General features: G+C 64.7%; 21 protein-coding genes. 11 read left to right on the forward strand and 10 right to left on the reverse strand.

Translation table 11 applies throughout. The features are described 5' to 3' along the window. Positions 1-559 (forward strand): GntR family transcriptional regulator (locus IV091_RS10965; protein ID WP_293468584.1); only part of this gene is annotated, 559 nt, incomplete at its 5' end. 74 nt (positions 560-633) lie between these two features. Here the strand turns inward: IV091_RS10965 and IV091_RS10970 are convergent. After that, complete coding sequence (locus tag IV091_RS10970) at positions 634-1203, reverse strand: cob(I)yrinic acid a,c-diamide adenosyltransferase (RefSeq protein ID WP_293468586.1); 570 nt, start codon at positions 1201-1203, stop codon at positions 634-636. Between the two features lie 224 nt (positions 1204-1427). On the opposite strand from IV091_RS10970, the gene IV091_RS10975 reads away from it, so the two are divergent. The 3 genes from IV091_RS10975 (at position 1428) to IV091_RS10985 (ending at position 4876) form a co-directional block, all read left to right on the forward strand. Next, entirely contained in the window at positions 1428-1769 is a 342-nt protein-coding gene (locus IV091_RS10975; protein ID WP_293468588.1) for an EF-hand domain-containing protein, read from the forward strand. Between the two features lie 54 nt (positions 1770-1823). Further along, positions 1824-3245 carry an FAD-linked oxidase C-terminal domain-containing protein gene (locus IV091_RS10980; protein WP_293468590.1) on the forward strand — a complete coding sequence of 474 codons (1422 nt, stop codon included), beginning with the start codon at positions 1824-1826 and terminating at the stop codon, positions 3243-3245. Between the two features lie 104 nt (positions 3246-3349). Beyond that, positions 3350-4876 (forward strand): CYTH and CHAD domain-containing protein, encoded by a 1527-nt coding sequence (locus IV091_RS10985; RefSeq protein WP_293468592.1) that lies wholly within the window; start codon positions 3350-3352, stop codon positions 4874-4876. Between the two features lie 9 nt (positions 4877-4885). On the opposite strand, the gene IV091_RS10990 is transcribed toward IV091_RS10985, so the two are convergent. The 3 genes from IV091_RS10990 to IV091_RS11000 are packed head-to-tail and all read right to left on the reverse strand — an operon-like array spanning position 4886 to position 6673. Next, complete coding sequence (locus IV091_RS10990; RefSeq protein WP_293468594.1) at positions 4886-5674, reverse strand: SDR family oxidoreductase; 789 nt, start codon at positions 5672-5674, stop codon at positions 4886-4888. A 56-nt stretch (positions 5675-5730) separates the two neighbouring features. Then, positions 5731-6129, reverse strand: coding sequence for a PPC domain-containing DNA-binding protein (locus IV091_RS10995; protein WP_293468596.1), 399 nt, complete (start codon positions 6127-6129; stop codon positions 5731-5733). Further along, positions 6122-6673, reverse strand: coding sequence for a DUF296 domain-containing protein (locus tag IV091_RS11000; protein WP_293468598.1), 552 nt, complete (start codon positions 6671-6673; stop codon positions 6122-6124). Before IV091_RS11000 ends, IV091_RS10995 begins: the two co-directional genes overlap by 8 nt. A 148-nt stretch (positions 6674-6821) precedes the next feature. On the opposite strand from IV091_RS11000, the gene IV091_RS11005 reads away from it, so the two are divergent. Then, positions 6822-7712, forward strand: a complete 891-nt coding sequence (locus IV091_RS11005; RefSeq protein ID WP_293468600.1) for a LysR substrate-binding domain-containing protein — start codon at positions 6822-6824, stop codon at positions 7710-7712. Here IV091_RS11005 and IV091_RS11010 read toward each other — a convergent pair. Further along, positions 7709-8512, reverse strand: a complete 804-nt coding sequence (locus IV091_RS11010) for an IclR family transcriptional regulator (protein WP_293468602.1) — start codon at positions 8510-8512, stop codon at positions 7709-7711. The two genes, IV091_RS11005 and IV091_RS11010, sit on opposite strands and share 4 nt — an antisense overlap. Before the next feature lie 206 nt (positions 8513-8718). Between IV091_RS11010 and IV091_RS11015 the strand changes: the two genes are divergently transcribed. The 5 genes from IV091_RS11015 to IV091_RS11035 are packed head-to-tail and all read left to right on the forward strand — an operon-like array spanning position 8719 to position 14475. Then, positions 8719-9906 carry an acetyl-CoA acetyltransferase gene (locus IV091_RS11015; protein ID WP_293468603.1) on the forward strand — a complete coding sequence of 396 codons (1188 nt, stop codon included), beginning with the start codon at positions 8719-8721 and terminating at the stop codon, positions 9904-9906. After that, positions 9903-11516 (forward strand): acyl-CoA synthetase, encoded by a 1614-nt coding sequence (locus IV091_RS11020; protein ID WP_293468605.1) that lies wholly within the window; start codon positions 9903-9905, stop codon positions 11514-11516. Before IV091_RS11015 ends, IV091_RS11020 begins: the two co-directional genes overlap by 4 nt. A 36-nt stretch (positions 11517-11552) precedes the next feature. Continuing rightward, the gene (locus IV091_RS11025) at positions 11553-12566 is read left to right on the forward strand and encodes a TRAP transporter substrate-binding protein (protein WP_293468607.1); all 1014 of its coding nucleotides are present in this window, start codon (positions 11553-11555) and stop codon (positions 12564-12566) included. Between the two features lie 12 nt (positions 12567-12578). Further along, complete coding sequence (locus IV091_RS11030; protein WP_293468609.1) at positions 12579-13196, forward strand: TRAP transporter small permease subunit; 618 nt, start codon at positions 12579-12581, stop codon at positions 13194-13196. 10 nt (positions 13197-13206) lie between these two features. Continuing rightward, the gene (locus tag IV091_RS11035) at positions 13207-14475 is read left to right on the forward strand and encodes a TRAP transporter large permease (protein ID WP_293468611.1); all 1269 of its coding nucleotides are present in this window, start codon (positions 13207-13209) and stop codon (positions 14473-14475) included. A 36-nt stretch (positions 14476-14511) separates the two neighbouring features. On the opposite strand, the gene IV091_RS11040 is transcribed toward IV091_RS11035, so the two are convergent. Further along, positions 14512-15207 (reverse strand): ABC transporter ATP-binding protein, encoded by a 696-nt coding sequence (locus IV091_RS11040; protein WP_293468613.1) that lies wholly within the window; start codon positions 15205-15207, stop codon positions 14512-14514. Positions 15208-15309: 102 nt separating this feature from the next. On the opposite strand from IV091_RS11040, the gene IV091_RS11045 reads away from it, so the two are divergent. Further along, positions 15310-15720: a hypothetical protein gene (locus tag IV091_RS11045; protein WP_293468615.1), complete on the forward strand. Its 411-nt coding sequence runs from the start codon at positions 15310-15312 to the stop codon at positions 15718-15720. A gap of 54 nt (positions 15721-15774) precedes the next feature. On the opposite strand, the gene IV091_RS11050 is transcribed toward IV091_RS11045, so the two are convergent. From IV091_RS11050 to IV091_RS11065, 4 genes are all read right to left on the reverse strand, one after another. Further along, on the reverse strand, positions 15775-16074 hold the full coding sequence (locus tag IV091_RS11050; protein ID WP_293468617.1) for an addiction module antidote protein: 300 nt from the start codon (positions 16072-16074) through the stop codon (positions 15775-15777). After that, positions 16071-16295, reverse strand: coding sequence for a type II toxin-antitoxin system RelE/ParE family toxin (locus IV091_RS11055; RefSeq protein WP_293468619.1), 225 nt, complete (start codon positions 16293-16295; stop codon positions 16071-16073). The genes IV091_RS11050 and IV091_RS11055 overlap by 4 nt, the downstream gene beginning before the upstream one ends. Before the next feature lie 66 nt (positions 16296-16361). Next, positions 16362-16631 (reverse strand): CopG family transcriptional regulator, encoded by a 270-nt coding sequence (locus tag IV091_RS11060; RefSeq protein ID WP_293468620.1) that lies wholly within the window; start codon positions 16629-16631, stop codon positions 16362-16364. Next, positions 16621-16884, reverse strand: coding sequence for a BrnT family toxin (locus IV091_RS11065; RefSeq protein WP_293468622.1), 264 nt, complete (start codon positions 16882-16884; stop codon positions 16621-16623). Before IV091_RS11065 ends, IV091_RS11060 begins: the two co-directional genes overlap by 11 nt. Positions 16885-16959 lie beyond the last annotated feature (75 nt).

A 16959-nucleotide genomic window follows, 5' to 3' on the forward strand; every position in this document is an offset into this window, starting at 1 on the left:
GCTGGGCACCAGCGCCATGCCGGTACGTGAAGCCATCAACAAGCTGGCGGCTGACAATGCGCTTGAAATCCTGCCCAACAAATCCGTGCGCGTCCCCGTCATGACGCGTTCCGGGTTTCGGGAGCTCGTCGTCATCAGGCTGGTGGTCGAAGGACTCGCCATTGAAACAGCCGCGAAACTGATCACCGCAGCGCAGCTGGCCAGGCTCGCCGAACTGGAGCAAGCGTTCTGCCGGGAAATGTCGCTGGGCGAGCCCGACGTCAATCAGATCATTCAAATCAACAAGCAATTTCACTTCACGGCCTACGCCGCGGCGCAAATGCCGGCGCTGAGCAGCCTGATCGAAGGTTTGTGGCTCCGCATAGGACCGGTGCTCAACCTGGACTTGCGCAATAGCGCTTCAAGGCGACGATCGGACCTGCCCTCGGTTGCCGCCCACCGCGCGCTGGTGGATGCCTTGCGCGCCGGGGACGGTGCTGCAGCCAAGAGGGCGCTGGCGCTGGATATCAACAGCGCGGCCGAGGTCATCCTCTCAGGAACCGGACTGAAAGAATCCTGAGCACGCCAGCGTTTTAGCGCTACCCGGCGAGCGTGTTCGCCGCTTTTTCAGTCACCGTTCAGCGCCTGCCAGCCTCACGCCTCTTTGTCCATGCTGGCCAGGCGCGTGCTCTTCCAGTACACATCGTCCCCGCCATGCATGCGGTTGAGCACGCGCGACAGCACAAACATCAAATCGCTCAGGCGGTTCAGGTACTGGCGCGGCGTGTCCTTCAGCGCTTCCTCGTTGCCCAGCGCCACCACGGCGCGCTCGGCGCGGCGCGCCACGGTGCGGCAGACATGGGCCTGCGCGGCGCCGCGCGTGCCGGCCGGCAAGATGAATTCCTGCAGGCGCGGCAGCTGTTCGTTGTGCGCGGCCAGCGCCTCGTCCAGCGCCAGCACGGACTCGGGCTTGAGCAGTTCAAACCCCGGAATCGACAGCTCGCCGCCCAGGTTGAACAGCTGGTGCTGGATTTCCACCAGCAGCGTGCGCACCTCGGGCGGCATGTCCTCGCACAGCAGGACGCCGATATGCGAATTGAGCTCGTCCACCTCGCCCATGGCATGCACGCGCAGGCTGTTCTTGGACACGCGGGTGTTGTCGCCGAGTCCGGTGGTGCCGTTGTCGCCGGTGCGGGTGGCGATTTGCGAGAGTCTGTTGGCCATGGTGTGGTGCTGCGTTGCAGGCAGAAAAGTGATGTTGTCCGAACGCCCCGGGAAGGCCCGTTACCGAAGTTACCCAGGGCAAGAAAATGTGTGGCAATGCGCCCGCCTGTGAGCAAGGAAACACCCTGCAAAACTGCTGGCGGCGGCGGGCGGTCTGCGGTGCAATCAGCGCTTGTTCAACCCCGATGGCTCTTCGCATGTCCGTGTCCGCAACTGTCAAACGCTTGTCAAAACATTCTATTCCCAACTTTGAAATTAGCAGTGTGCTGCTGTTGGCCGCGCTGGTCATGGGCGCGGCCCATTCGGCGCGGGCCCAAACGTCCCCCGCCTACAGCCCGCCTTCGCAAAGGGCGATGTCGGTCACGTCGGTCGCCATTCCGCCGAACAAGGCACCCCACCACGATCTGGAAGCCGCCTTCAAGCGGGCCGACGCCAGCCGGGACGGCCAGTTGAGCCGCCAGGAAATCGAGCATTTCCCGGCGTTGACCCATCGGTTTGAGCAACTGGACCGCAACAGCGACGGCTTTCTTTCGCCCGACGAATTTCGTCAAGCCGCCGGGTCCTGAGCGCTCCCGGGCAGCCGCAGGCCGTAAACTGCGCGCTAGCCCTGGAGACCCCACATGAACGCACCCCTGCCCGACCACCTGCTGCCCGAAATCCGTCTGCGCGACACGCCACCGGCCCTGCTGGAGGCGCTGAAAGCGCGTTTTGCCGAGCGCTGCTCGCTGGCCCTGGTGGTGCGCGAGCAGCACGGCCGCGACGAGTCCTCGTTTGCGGCGCCGCCGCCCGCTGCCGTGGTGTTTGCCGAAAGCACGCAAGACGTGGCCGACGCCGTGAAGCTGGCCAGCCAGTACCGGGTGCCGGTGATTCCGTTTGGCGTGGGCACCTCGCTCGAAGGCCACCTGCTGGCGGTGCAAGGCGGCATCAGCGTTGACGTGAGCCGCATGAACCAGGTGCTGTCCATCAACGCGGACGACCTGACGGTGACGGTGCAGCCGGGCGTGACGCGCAAGCAGCTCAACGAGGCGGTCAAAAGCACCGGCCTGTTTTTCCCGATTGACCCGGGCGCCGACGCCACGCTGGGCGGCATGAGCGCCACGCGTGCCAGCGGCACCAACGCCGTGCGCTACGGCACCATGCGCGAAAACGTGCTGGCGCTCGAAGTCGTCACGGCCAGCGGCGAGGTGATCCGCACCGGCACGCGCGCCAAGAAATCATCGGCCGGCTACGACCTGACACGCCTGATGGTGGGCAGCGAAGGCACGCTGGGCGTGATCACCGAAGTCACGGTCAGGCTCTACCCCCTGCCCGAGGCGATTTCGGCGGCGATCTGCTCGTTTCCGAGCATTGAAGCGGCCGTGCGCACCACGATTGAAGTGATCCAGCTGGGCGTGCCCATTGCCCGCGTGGAGCTGGTGGACGCCAAGACCGTGCGCATGGTGAACGCCCACAGCAAGCTCGGCCTGCGCGAGGAACCGCTGCTGCTGATGGAGTTTCATGGCACGCCCGGCAGCGTGAAGGAGCAAGCCGAACTGGTTCAGGAACTGGCCAGCGGCCACGGTGGCAATGCCTTTGAATGGGCCAGCACACCCGAAGAGCGCACGCGCCTCTGGACGGCCCGGCACAACGCCTACTTTGCCGCCATCCAGAGCAAGCCCGGCTGCCGCGCCATCTCCACCGACACCTGCGTGCCGATTTCACGGCTGGCCGACTGCCTGCTCGAATCTGTGGCCGAAGCCGACGCCAGCGGCATTCCCTACCTGCTCGTCGGCCATGTGGGCGACGGCAACTTTCACTTTGGCTACCTGATCGACCCTGACAAGCCCCAGGAGCGCGAAGTGGCCGAAGCGCTGAACCACCAGCTGGTGGCGCGCGCACTGCGGCTGGAAGGAACCTGTACCGGCGAGCACGGCATCGGTCTGGGAAAAATCGATTTTCTGGTGGCCGAGACCGGCGACGGCGCGGTGGCCATGATGCGCAGCATCAAGCGCGCGCTGGACCCGCACAACATCATGAACCCGGGCAAGATCTTCACGCTTTGAGCGCGGCTTGTCCCCTTGCGCCGGCTCAACTGCCGGGAAGCTAAGCGCTGGACTTTTGGGCGCAGCGGCCCCACGCTGCATGAAACACGACCGGATGGCCCGCCATGAAAAATCCACCACCGCCCCAGCAGCCTGAAGAAATTGAACTCAAGCTCGCGCTGCCCACGCGCGCGCCCACGGCGCTGGCAGAGCAGCTGGCCCGCACGCCCTTGCTGGCGCGCCGCAAGCCTACGCAACTGCCGCTGCACAACATCTATTTCGACACCCCCGGGCAACTGCTGCACCAGGCGCGGGTGGCCTTGCGGCTGCGCCGCGTCGGCAGCGAGGCCAGCCCGCAGTGGCTGCAAACCCTGAAGATGGGCGGGCGCAGTGACTCGGCGCTGAGCCAGCGCGGTGAATGGGAGGCGCCCGTGCCCGGCCCGGCCTTGTCATGGCAGGCGCTGCAGGCCACGCCGTGGTCAGGGCTGGACCCGGACGGCAGTGTTTTCAAGGCGCTGGCGCCGTGCTTTGCGACCGACTTTGAGCGCACCCGCTGGACCGTTCGCAAGCGTGACCACAGCGTGGTCGAGGTGGCGCTGGACATTGGCCATGTCGGGCTGGGCGAGCAGCGCACCCCCATTTGTGAACTGGAGCTTGAACTGCTGGCGGGCCCGCCGGGCGCGCTGTTCGACGTGGCCCGCCAAATTGCGCGCAGCGTGGCCGTGCTGCCAGCCAACACCAGCAAGGCCGAGCGCGGCTATGCCCTGGCGCTTGGCACGCTGGCGCTGCCCCGGCGCGCCCAGCCGCCGGCGCTGGCGCCCGGCATGGCCTTGAGCGATGCCGCGCAGTGCGTGCTGCGCGAAATGTTTGCCCAGTTCACCACCAACCTGGACACGCTGCGCAGCTCGGACGACCCCGAGGTGGTGCACCAGGCCCGCGTCGGCTGGCGCCGCTTCAGAAGCGCGCTGCGGCTGTTCAGGCCCGCCCTGGCGGCGCACCCCCTGCCCTCATGGCAGGCGCTGAAGCCGCTGCTGTCTTTCATGGGCGCGTTACGGGATCTGGACGTGGCCCGGACCGACACCTTGCCGCCGCTGGCCGAGGCCTACGCGGCCGGTGACGCCAGTCGCGCTGCCAAGTGGCAGGCGCTGGACCAGGCCTTGGCGCAAGCGGCCGCGCTGCAGCGCAAATCGGTGCGCTATGCGCTTGAGGCACCGGCGCTGGGTTCGGCCCTGCTGGCGACCACCGAATGGCTGGAGACCCTGCCCGGAGCCAACGTCCCCGCCGTCAAGGGCCGCCAGAAAACGCAGCTGCGGCGCTGGGCCAGGCGCCGCATCACGCGCCTGCACGCGCAGTTGGAGCGGGCCCTCAAGGACGCCTCGAATCCGGACCGCCAGCACCGCGCCCGCATTCTGGCCAAGCGCCTGCGCTACGGCGTGGAAGCGCTGCGCCCGCTGCTGCCCAGGGGGCAGGCCAAGCGCTGGACCCAGCAGGCCACCACGCTGCAAACCGGCCTGGGCGCCAGCCGCGACATGGTGCAGGCGGGCGTATTGGCCGCCAGCCTGGACGCCGACCGCGCGCTGGTGGAGTTTTTGCGCGGCGTGGCGGTGGGCCAGCAGCGCGATACCTTGCTGCCGGCGGCCAACGCCCGTTGACCCGCGCGCCTAGGCGGCCCGGCTTCGCAGCGTGGGCAGGCCGACACCGGCCGAGTCGAAACCGCCGTCGACCGCCAGGAACTGGCCGTTGACATAACTGGCGGCAGGGCTGCACAGGAAGCCCACGACCGACGCGATTTCATCGGTGGTGCCATAGCGGTTCAGCGGAATCGCGTCGTAGTAGTCGGAGCGGATGGCCACACTGTGGACCAGCTTGGCCATTTCGGTCTCTACCGGGCCGGGCGCGATGGCGTTCACGCGGATGCCCACGTTGCCCAGCTCAACCGCTTGCTGCTTGGTGAGGTGAATCAGCGCGGCCTTGCTGGTGCCGTAGGCGACGCGCAGCGTGCTGGCGCGCAAACCCGAGATGGAGGCAATATTGACAATGCTGCCGCCGCCGCTTTTGATCATCACTGGCGCGCAGGCCTGGGTGCACAAAAACGCGCCGTCCAGGTTGGTTCCCAGCACATGGCGCCATTCCTCGAAACTGGTCTCGGCGATGGGCTTGAAAACCGCCACGCCCGCGTTGTTCACCAGCGCGTCGATGCGTCCAAAAGTGGCTGCGATCTGGTCGACGGCCGCTTGCACCTGCTGGGGGTTGGACACGTCGCAGTGCACGGCCAGGACATGCTGGGGGTCGTTCAGCGCGGCGTCGGTTTTGGCCAGCGTATCGGCATCGATGTCGATCAGGGCGACGCGGTGGCCGTGCGCCAAAAACCACTGGCCAATGGCCAGGCCGATGCCGCGTGCGCCGCCGGTGATCACGGCGACCGGGCTTGATTCAATAGGGACTGTCATGAATGCTCCTTAAAAAGCGGGTTGGTTGTAAAAAATTCGAATGACTTGATTGATTTTCAGGCGGCGCTGTCCGGCAGCCATTCTTCCAGCGTGACCTCAAAGGTCATGCAGATCGGGTTCTGGCCCGCCACAAAGGCGCCGCCAAAAACATTGCCTTCGGGGTCGGCGACCACGCCCGACAGGCAGGCCTGCAGCGATCCGTCGGCCTGCGCGCGGATCTCGCCGGCGAGGCTGACAATCTCCACCGCCGGCCCCCGGATCTGCTGCGCGCTGCCGTCCTGGCGGCGCAGGCAGGCGTCGACCAGGCTGCCGAGCGCGCCACGCACGAAGGCGTTCCTGAAGCCGTGCGCCAGGCACAGTTGCTCCACCCCCTGGACCAGGTCCTCATTGGGTGCGATGCGTGCGTAGGCCACCCGGCCCATGGCGCCGCTCTCGACAAAGGCCGCGCTATGCATGCGCCATCTCCTGCCGGGGTTGCAGCAAGGACAGATTGGTTTCAGGGTCGTAGCACACGCGCAGCTCGAAGTCGTCCAGCGAGGTGACCAGCACCGCAATAGGCTCGGGGCCGACGATGCTTTGACTGGCCAGGATATGGCCGCCCCTGACCAGGCCGGCGGCGGTCCGGATCGCCGCATGGCAATGAACCAGTGCGGCGCCTTGCGCGCTCTTGCCCAGCGTGGCATTGCCAAAAATCATGAAGGCTTGCCCGCCGTCGATGGGCGCACTGTAGGCAGCGACCGACTGGCCGGAAGGATCGGGCGGTGCCACGCAGTACTGCAGCCGGGAAAAGACCCCGCCCAGCAGGGTAGTCGAGGCGTTCCGGATGCCCATGGCACCCAGCGGCGCCACCAGGGCATCAAACAAGCTCAGCCCGGGCTGCAGCATCAGCCGGATGTGCCGCCCACGGCGTGAATGCAGGCTGCGGATCCGGATCGGGTCCAGCGGGCCCGGATGCACCAGCGTGCGTGGGCGGCTGCCCTTGGGCAGGGTGTGGCTCATGGTGTTGTCTCCTGTTTGCTTGTGATAAACAATGCCGGCTTTTGCCGAGGATCGCTCGGGCAGCCTGTGGGTCTGGCGCACAGTCTAGGCAATCTCAACCATTTGCAAAAGTCTTATTTTCAGATCGATTGATTTAGAATTCCTGTCAATGGAACTACGTCACCTACGCTGCCTGGTTGCGGTTGCCGAAGAGCTTCACTTTGGCCGCGCCGCCAAGCGCCTGCACCTGTCGCAGCCGCCGGTCAGCCTGGCGATCAAGGAGCTTGAAACCGAGCTTGGCCTGCGCCTCTTTGAGCGCACGTCGCGCCATATCCAGCTCACGCCCGGCGGCGAGGAGGCGCTGCGCGACGCCCGCGCCGTGCTGGCCCGCACCGAGTCCATGCGCCAGCATGCGGGCAACGCGGCGCGCGGCCACGGCGGCTCGTTGTCGGTCGGCTTCATCAGCCTGGCGGCCTACTCTTTTCTGCCCGACGTGCTGCGCCGCTTCACCACGGACTTTCCGGAGGTGCGCATCTCGCTGCATGAGTCCACCACGGACCAGATCCTGGGCGACCTGGAGTCCGGCACGCTGGACGTGGGATGCATCTTTGCGTCGCCGCTGCTGCCGGCCACCCTGACCTACCGGGCGACCAACCGGGACCCGCTGATCATTGCACTGCCGCAGCAGCACCGGCTGGCGCACCTGGCCCGCGTCCCGCTGGAGCGGCTGGCGGATGAACAGTTTTTGACGTTCGAGCGCCACTTTGGCCCCATGATGTTCGACACCGTGGTGAGCACCTGCATGCGCCACGGCTTCAGTCCGCGCATCTTTCCGGCGCGGCAAATGCACACCATCGTGAGCCTGGTGTCGGGCGGCATTGGCGTGGCGCTGGTGCCGGCGTGCGTCGAGGTGCTGCACCGCGAAGGCGTGGTGTACCGGCCGCTGCGCGGGGACCGCACGCCGGTGGAAACCGGCGTGGCCTGGCGCACCGAGGACGACGCCCCCGCTGTGCGCGCGTTCATCGGCTATTTGCCCAAAGCGCTCACCAGGGCGCGCTAGGCCGCCTCGGCCTGCAGGGCCGTCAGTTCGCGGCTGGCCTGCATCAGCCGGTTGCCCAGCGCCGCGGCCCTGGCCGTGCCAAGCCGGCTTTCGATGGCGCCTATGCTGATGGAGGCCACCGGGCGGTTGTTGGCATCGAACACCGGAACGCCCACTGCCCAGCTGCCCTCGATCACCAGGCCGGGCTGCGTGCAATAGCCCTTGTCGCGGGTCTCGCGGATCAGCTGCCAGAGCGTCTCGTCGGTGCAGCGCGGAAAGCGCTCTGCCCGCAGCGCGGCGTTGCGCGACAGCACATCGGCGACCTCGACATCGGACAGCGCCGTCAGGATGGCGCAGGCGCCCGCGCCCACCCCCAGGGGCCAGCGGTCGCCGGGCTTGATGAGCTGGTTGCGAATCGGAAAATCGCCCTCATGGCGCGACAGGCAGATGCTTTCATAGCCGTGCAGCACGGTGAAAAAGACCGTGTCGCCCGACTCCAGCGCCAGCGCCCGCAGGATGGGCGCGGACAGGCGCTGCAATTCATAACTCGGCTCGGCGGCCAGCCCGACGGCAAAGGCCTCGGGCCCCAGGCGGTAGCAGCCCGAACTGCGGTCATGCAGCACAAAACCCTCGTCCACCAGGGTGCGCGTCAGGCGGATGGCGGTGGCCTTGTTCAGGTCCAGCCGCCGGCCAATCTCGCCCATGCGCAAGCCGCCGGGGCCAATGCGCGTGAGAAGGCGCAGCACCGACAAGCCGCGCCGCAAGGTCTGGGCGCCCGCGACTTCAATATGCGCAGGGGGAAGCGGTGTATCGGGGGCCATGTTGTGGATTAAATGGTTCATATTTCAAACTATGGACTCGGGAAAACCCGAACCACTTGACTCACATAGTGAACCTGTTTTTATACACCAAAGCGAATTCTCCGTGCCAGCAAGACGTGACCCCACTAAAGTTGCACGGCAAGCCCGACAAGCTGATCAGCAAACTTCGTCGAACAGTTCACATATTAAACCTTCAGAAAGCATTTGTGGCATCACCCCCCCAAGCACCGGTCCATATCGTGGGCTGGTCTCATTCGAAGTTTGGAAAATTTGACGGACTCGACAGCGAGACACTGATTGCCGACGCGGTGCGCGGTGCGCTGGCAGATGCCGGGCTGGAGGCCGCGCAGGTGGACTCGGTCATCATCGGCACCTTCAATGGCGGTTTTGTCCAGCAGGACTTCCCCTCGTCGCTGGCCATGAACGACCAGCCCGGGCTGCGCTTCAAGCCGGCGCTGCGCGTGGAAAACGCCTGCGCCACCGGCTCGGCGGCGATCTACACCGGCCTGCAGGCGATCCGCGCAGGCGCGGCCGACGTGGTGCTGGTGGTGGGCTACGAACGCATGAACGGACTGCCCACAGCGCAGGTGGGCGACGTGCTGCTCAAGTGCGCGTATGTCAGGGAAGAAACCTCCAGCGCCGGTTTTGCGGGCGTGTTCGCCGGCATTGCACAGAAGTATTTCGACGCCTACGGCGATGCCAGCGACGCGCTGGCGCGCATTGCCGCCAAAAATCACCACAACGGCGTATCCAACCCCTACGCGCATGTCCAGCGCGACCTCGGCTTTGAGTTCTGCAACACCGTCAGCGAAAAAAACCCGATTGTGGCGGGCCCGCTGCGCCGCACCGACTGCTCGATGGTCAGCGACGGCGCCGCTGCGCTGGTGCTGTGCAGCGATCGAATGCTAAAGGCCGGCGGCTTTCGCCGCGCGGTGCAATTCAGGGCCGCCCGGCAGGTCAACGATTACCTGCCGGTGTCGCGCCGCGACATCCTGCGGCTGGAAGGCGCGCAGCACGCCTGGCAACGCGCGTTCGCCGAAGCCGGCTGCACGCTGGACGACTTGTCGCTGGTGGAAACGCACGACTGCTTCACCATCGCCGAGTTGCTGGAAGTAGAAGCCATGGGCCTGGCCGCGCCGGGCCAGGGCGCAGCCATCATTCGCGAGGGCCAGACCGAACGCGGCGGCCGCCTGCCGATCAATTTGTCGGGCGGGCTCAAAGCCAAGGGCCACCCGATCGGGGCGACCGGGGTTTCGCAGCATGTGCTGGCCGCCATGCAGCTGGTCGACGAGGCTGGCGACATGCAGCTGCCCGGCGCCCGGCTGGCCGGCGTGTTCAACATGGGGGGCGTGGCCGTGGCCAACTACGCCAGCATTCTGGAACGCTCGGCATGAACACCGCCGCACCGGCCCACGCTGCCTTGTCCGGCATGCCGCAAGGGCTGCCGCAGGTCATGAACCTGGGCAACCTGCTGACGCAGACGGCCCGCAAATACCCCGACCGTCCCGGTTTTATCCAGGGCGACGCCACCTGCGCCTGGTCGCAGATCAATGCCCGCGTCGATGCGCTGGCCCACCACCTCCAGGCGCAGGGCATAGCCCCCGGCGACCGCATCCTGGTTCAGCTGGCCAACGGTCTGCCGCTGTTCGAATCGGCCTGGGCGGCCTTCAAACTGGGGGCCGTGTGGGTGCCGGTGAATTACCGGCTCACGCCGGCCGAGGTGGCCTACATTGCGAAATCCAGCGGCGCTGAAATGATGATCACGCAGTCCGCCTTCGATGACCATGTGGCGGCCGTCATGGCCGAATCGCCTGCCCTGCTGCGCGTGCTCAGGACCGACCAGCCGGCCTACGAGGCCATCGTGTCGGTGCACAGCGCGCCCTTTGAAACGGCGGAGGTCAGCTACCACCATCCGCTGTGGTTTTTCTTCACCTCGGGCACGACCGGGCGGCCCAAGGCCGCCGTGCTGACGCACGGGCAAATGGCCTTTGTCGTGACCAACCACCTGGCTGACCTGCTGCCCGGCTTGCGCCATGACGAGGCCTCGCTGGTGGTGGCGCCGCTGTCGCATGGCGCCGGCATTCACGCGCTGGTCAACGTGGCACGCGGCGCGGCCAGCGTGCTCTTGCCCGGCGAAAGCCTGGACTGCGCTGCGGCCTTCCAGGCCATCGAAAAGCACCGCATCACCAACCTCTTCACGGTGCCCACCATCCTCAAGCGCCTGGCCGAAGACCCGGCTGCCGCGCGCTTTGACCATTCCAGCCTCAAGCACGTGATTTACGCGGGTGCGCCGATGTACAAGGCCGACCAGCAACGGGCGCTGGCCGCACTGGGCCCCGTGATCGTGCAGTACTTTGGTCTGGGCGAAGTCACCGGAAACATCACGGTGCTGCGCACCGACGAGCATCTGGAGGACGGCGGCGCACTGCTGGGCACCTGCGGCACAGCCCGCAGCGGCATGGAAGTGGCCGTGCTGGACGAGCAGTGCCGGCCGGTCGCCACGGGCGTGCAGGGCGACATCTGCACGCGCGGCCCCGCCGTGTTTGCCGGTTACTGGAACAACCCCGAGGCCACGGCGCAAGCGTTTCGCGGCGGCTGGTTTCATACCGGCGACCTGGGCACCATGGACGCGCGCGGCTTTGTCACCATCACCGGCCGTTCGTCCGACATGTACATTTCCGGCGGCTCCAACGTCTACCCGCGCGAAATCGAGGAAGCGCTGCTGACGCTGCCCGGCATTGCCGAAGCGGTGGTGTTTGGCGTGCCGGATGCGCAATGGGGCGAGTTGGGGGTGGCCGTGCTGGCCGCGCGCGACCCGCAAGCGCCGCTGGCGCCGGAACAGATACTGGCGCATTTGCAGCCGCTGCTGGCCAAATACAAGTGGCCGCGAACCATACAATTCTGGCCGTCGCTGCCCAAAAGCGCCTACGGCAAGCTGGTCAAGAAAGACATTCGCGCCGAGTATCTGCGCCGCCTTGAAAGCCGGCCGCAGGCGGCCGGCTAAACCTTTTCAGTTCACCATAAAACCAGGAGACATCTCATGAACATCACACGTCGCAACTTACTGGCTGGCGCCAGCGCCACCGCACTCGCCGCACCCTTCGGCACGGCCTTTGCCCAAAAGGCCGAGTTCACCGTCAAGTACGGCAACAACCTGCCGGTCACGCACCCGATGAACATCCGGGCCGCCGAAATGGCCGCCAAAATCAAGGAAGAATCCAAGGGCCGGATCGACTTCCAGGTGTATCCGAACAACCAGCTGGGCAACGACACCGACATGCTGTCGCAGGTACGCTCGGGTGCGCTGGACTATTTCACGCTGTCACCGCTGATTCTGGGCACGCTGGTGCCTGCCGCGCAGATCAGCGGCGTGGGGTTTGCATTCAAGGACTACACCCAGGTGTGGGCCGCCATGGACGGCGACCTGGGCGCCCATGTGCGCAAGCAGATCGCCGGCTCGTCGACGCTCTTTGCCTTCGAAAAGATCTGGGACAACGGCTACCGCCAGATGACCTCCAGCACCCGCGCCATCACCAAGCCCGAAGACCTCAAGGGCATGAAGATCCGCATTCCGCCCAGCCCGTTCTGGGTTTCCATGTTCAAGGCTTTCGAAGCCTCGCCGGCCACCATCAACTTTGCCGAGGTGTATTCGTCGCTGCAAACCAAGGTGGTCGACGCCCAGGAAAACCCGCTGGCCATCATTGCCACGGCCAAGCTCAACGAGGTCCAGAAGTTCTGCTCCATGACCAACCACATGTGGGATGGTTTCTGGTTCCTGGGCAACAAGAAATCGTTCGAGCGCCTGCCTGCGGACCTGCAGGCGATTGTCACGCGCAACGTGAACGCGGCCGGCCTGAACCAGCGCGCCGACGTCAAGACGCTGAACGACAACTTGCAGGCCGACCTCAAGGGCAAGGGCATGGTCTTCAACAACGCCGAAGCCGAGCCGTTCCGCGCGAAGCTGCGCTCGGCCGGCTTCTACGCAGACTGGCACAAGAAGTTTGGCGACGAGGCCTGGGCCGTACTGGAAAAATACACCGGCAAGCTGGTTTAAAGGACCGCCAAGGTGAACAACAAAGTTGCGACGACGCCGTCCATAAAACCGTTTCCCCCTGCCCCTTCGGGGGCAGCCAGCGCCCTGCAGGCGCGCGCCAGCACCGCCCGGCCGCTCGGTCCGCTGGCGCGCGGGCTGATCCAGCTGGACGACGCCGTGGGCACGCTCGAAGACTGGTTCCTGGTCGCCGCGCATGCGGCAATCGCCGGGCTGGTGTTTGTGGGTGTCCTGGTCCGCTACTTCTGGAACGACCCGCTGACGTGGGACCAGGAAGTGATTGTTGCCTTGTTCACCTGGCTGATGTTCATTGGCGCGGCCGCTGCCATCCGGCACCGGATGCACATTCGCGTCGATCTGGTGGGCGGCCTGTTCAAGCGCCCGTCGTTCAGGTTCGTGACCTGGATCAACGTGGCGCTAGGTGCCGCCGCCGTGGTGGCACTGCTGTGGTCGGCCACGGTCAACTTCACCGAAGTGCTGGGCGCCTTGACACCCATGCTGGAAATGTCGCAGGGCGTGCTCGACGGCGCCTTGCCAGTCGGTCTGGCGCTGCTGCTGCTGCACATGGCCCGCATCCTGGTCGAACACGGCGCTGCGGCCGTCTTCGCGGGCGAACTTGAATCTCTCCAGTAGGAAACCTACCATGCTTTTTCTGGCTCTGGGCTTCACCGCCCTGCTCATCCTCGGCTTGCCGATCTTTCTGGCAATGGCCGGCTCGGCGATTGCCGTTATCGGCACTGGCGACATTCCGCTGGGCGTGGTCGCACAGCGCATCAGCGCCGGCGTGCAGTCGTTCCCGCTGCTGGCGGTGCTGCTGTTCACCCTGGCCGGCGCCCTGATGAACGAATCAGGCATCAGCGACCGGCTGTTTGCGCTGACACGCGCCTTCGTCGGCCACATCCGCGGCGGGCTGGCCCAGTCCGTGGTGATCAGCAATGTGTTTCTTTCAGGCATCTCGGGCTCGTCGGTGGCGGACTGCGCCGCATCGGCCCGTATTTTTGTGCCGCAGCTCACCAAGGCCGGTTGCGGGCAGGGCTTTGCCGCCGCCCTGTGCGCCGCGTCGTCGTCGATGGGGCCCATCATTCCGCCGTCCATCCTGATGGTGATTTACGCCTGGCAGGCCAACACCTCGCTCGGCGACCTGTTCTGGGCCGGCATCATCCCGGGCCTGGTGATGGCCGTGTGCATGATGATCGTGGTCGCCATCATTGCGGCCAAGCGGAATTTTCCCAAGGATGGCGGCATGTCCAGCGCGCGCCTCTGGATCACGTTCAAGGAAGCCTTCTGGGCGCTGATGATGCCGGTGCTGATCCTGGGCGGCTTTCGCGCCGGTGTCTTTACGGCCACTGAAATTGCAGGTGTGGCTGCCGCCTACTCGTTCGTTGTCGGCGCGTTCTTTTACCGGACGCTGTCGTTCAAGGCCCTGCCGCGAATTTTGCGAACCACCGCCATGGAAACAGCCGTGGTCCTCATCATCGTGGCCGCGGCTGCCCCTTTCAGCTGGATCCTGGCCGTCGAGCAGGCGCCCCAAATGCTGGTGCAGGCGATCAAGGGCCTCACGTCGAATCCCTGGGTGCTGCTGCTGATTCTGAATGTTGCCCTGCTGCTGCTGGGCATGGTGATGGAATCGATTGCGATCATGATCATCCTGGTGCCCATCCTGTTGCCCGTGCTGACCGCCTTCGGCATAGACCTCACGCATTTCGGCATTGTGCTGCTGATCAACCTGGTGATTGGCCAGCTGACGCCGCCGGTGGGCGTGCTGCTGTTCGTGGCCGGCTCGGTCTCGCGCACCAAGCTGTCGGACATCATTCGGGAGATGAAGCCGTTCTACGTCGCGCTGATCGGCGCACTGGCACTGGTGACCTACATCCCTGCGTTGTCGCTCTGGTTGCCGAGCGTCTTCAAGTAGCAGGAAACGCGATCAGGATGTCACATCAGCCCCGGTTTAGCCAGACACCACGCGTCCGTCCACCAGCGCAATGATCCGGTCGCACCCCGCCGCCAGGCGCGCATCGTGCGTGACGATCAGGCAGGCGCTGCCGTGGTCGTGGTTGAACGCGCGCAGCAGGCCAAACACCTCGTCGGCTGACACCGTGTCCAGGTTGCCGGTCGGCTCGTCGGCCAGGATCAGGCGCGGCCGCAGCGACAGCGCCCGCGCAATCGCCACCCGCTGCTGCATGCCGCCCGACAACTCGCCAGGCCGCTTGTATTCAGCCCCCTTCAGGCCGACGCGGGCCAGCAATTCGCGGGCGTTGGCTTCGGCTGCGGCAGTAGCGGTGCCGTTGGCAATGATGGACGGCATCAACACGTTTTCCAGCGCGGTAAAGGCCGGCAGCAGATGGTGGAACTGGAACACAAAGCCGATGGTCGCGCCGCGCAGTTGGGTCAGCCCCGCATCGTCCAGCGACTGCGCTGGCTGACCGGCGATTTCAAGCGTGCCCGAGGTCGGCCGCTCCAGCAGGCCGATGATGTTGAGCAGCGTGCTCTTGCCCGAACCCGACGGCCCCTTGAGGGCGACGAACTCGGCCTGCTGCAGGGCCAGGCTGATGCCGTGCAGCACTTCGGTTTCCACGTCGGTGCCGATGTTGTAGCTGCGGCGGATGTCGGTCAGGCGCAGGATGGGGCTGGTTAAAGAAGTCATGCTTTCAGGCTATTGTGCTTGCACCAACCCGGCGAGCCACCAGAAAATCGTCAACGGTGAAAATGAGGGCAATTCCCCGACCCCCTGCCCCCCCCTGACCCTATGGCCCCTGACCAGCCCGCTTTCCTCCTGCGCACCGAATGCCCGCCCGGCGCCTGCAACTGCGGGCGCGATGCCCTGCTGGCCAACCCGGCTGGCGACTTGCGCGTGCTGCGACTGACCCGCGAGGACGAGAAGCGGCTGCTGCAACGGCTGGAAAATGTGCGCAGCCTGGCAGATTTGCAGCATATGCAGGACCGGATGGCGCAGCAGGTCGGCATCCGCCTGAGCATCCAGGCCAGCGCCAAGGAAGTCCGCAGCCTTCGCGGCATCACGATCCTGGTGCACGAACAGCCCGGCCTGTGCCGAAAAACCCGCCAGGCCATCCCGGCAGCCATCAAGCGCAGCCTGGAGCAGCGGCCGGAGATTGCTTATGAGATTTTGAACGTTGGAAGCTTGTTTGAGGGGGCGTGAGGCGGCCCGTTTGCAAGCATACGTTTTGATAGGCCGCGCCTTCGCAGCGTTGGCCTACACGGGTTGGGCGGTGAACTTGACCCCAAGCGCGCGCGCAACCTTCATAACGGTATCGAAACGAGGTTTCGCACCGGGCGCAAGCGCTTTGTAAAGGCTTTCTCGACCGAGACCGGCATCCTTTGCGACTTGCGCCATGCCTTTAGCGCGAGCCACATCACTAAGGGCTAAAAGAAGAAGATCAGGGTCATTTGTTTCAAGAACAGCGGTCATGTACTCAGCAATGGCCTCATCGTCGTTCAGATATCGTGCAGCATCGAACTCAATAAGTTTCATTGGGGCGAGGGCTTTAGTCATAGATCATCTCCGAGTTCAGAGGCAAGCTTCACTGCGCGACGAATATCTCGCTTCTGAGTTGACTTGTCGCCTGCATTAAGTAACACCACAATCACTCGGCCACGACGAACGAAGTACAACCGATAGCCAGGTCCATAGTGAACACGCAATTCGGAAACTTCGCCTTCAATTGGCTGCCAGTCACCTAAACTGCCAGCTTCCGTTTGGCGAATGGCGAACACGACCAATTGTATTCAATCGGATACAAACAGTCAACCGGCCGATTTCAGCGCGGCCTAACGTGGAGTTCAGCGATGCGCGGCACCTGCGCGCGTCCGTTGGAACGGCAAGTTAGAAGTGGTCGCCTCAAGACGCTCGGCAAGCCAGACTTTGATAACAGACTGCCTTGTAACCCCGAGTTTGCTGGCTTCACGATCCAGGGAGTCAATCATCCAGGTTGGAAAATCGACATTCACTCGTTTTTGCTCCTGCAGCACGCGCTTTGCTTTGGATAAGTCCAAAGAAGCCGTGAGGTCGACCCCATCGTCAAATTGTTGCTCGAACTTTTTAGCTTTCATAAAGTGCCACCTCTTCTGTGCGTGCGCGACGAACGGATATCAATCGTATATTGGCCCCACGGTAGGTAATGACGGCCGACCAATGCTTCCCATCAATAAGCCCTATCACGAGAAGCCGCGGTTCATCATCAGTTTTTGCTGGGATTTCCAGCAGCATCGGGTCATTCCAGAGGCTCTGCGCCTCCTCGAAATCGATGCCATGCTTCGTGCGATTAGATTCGCTTTTTGCGGCATCAAATTCAAATGCGTACATGGTATAAAAATTATACCTTTAAAGGCTTCATTAGGGGAGTGCTATTTCGGCTTCCAACGTTCGAGCTAAGCTGCC

The sequence above is a fragment of the Polaromonas sp. genome (genome assembly GCF_018780625.1).
Taxonomy (GTDB): Bacteria; Pseudomonadota; Gammaproteobacteria; order Burkholderiales; family Burkholderiaceae_C; genus Polaromonas.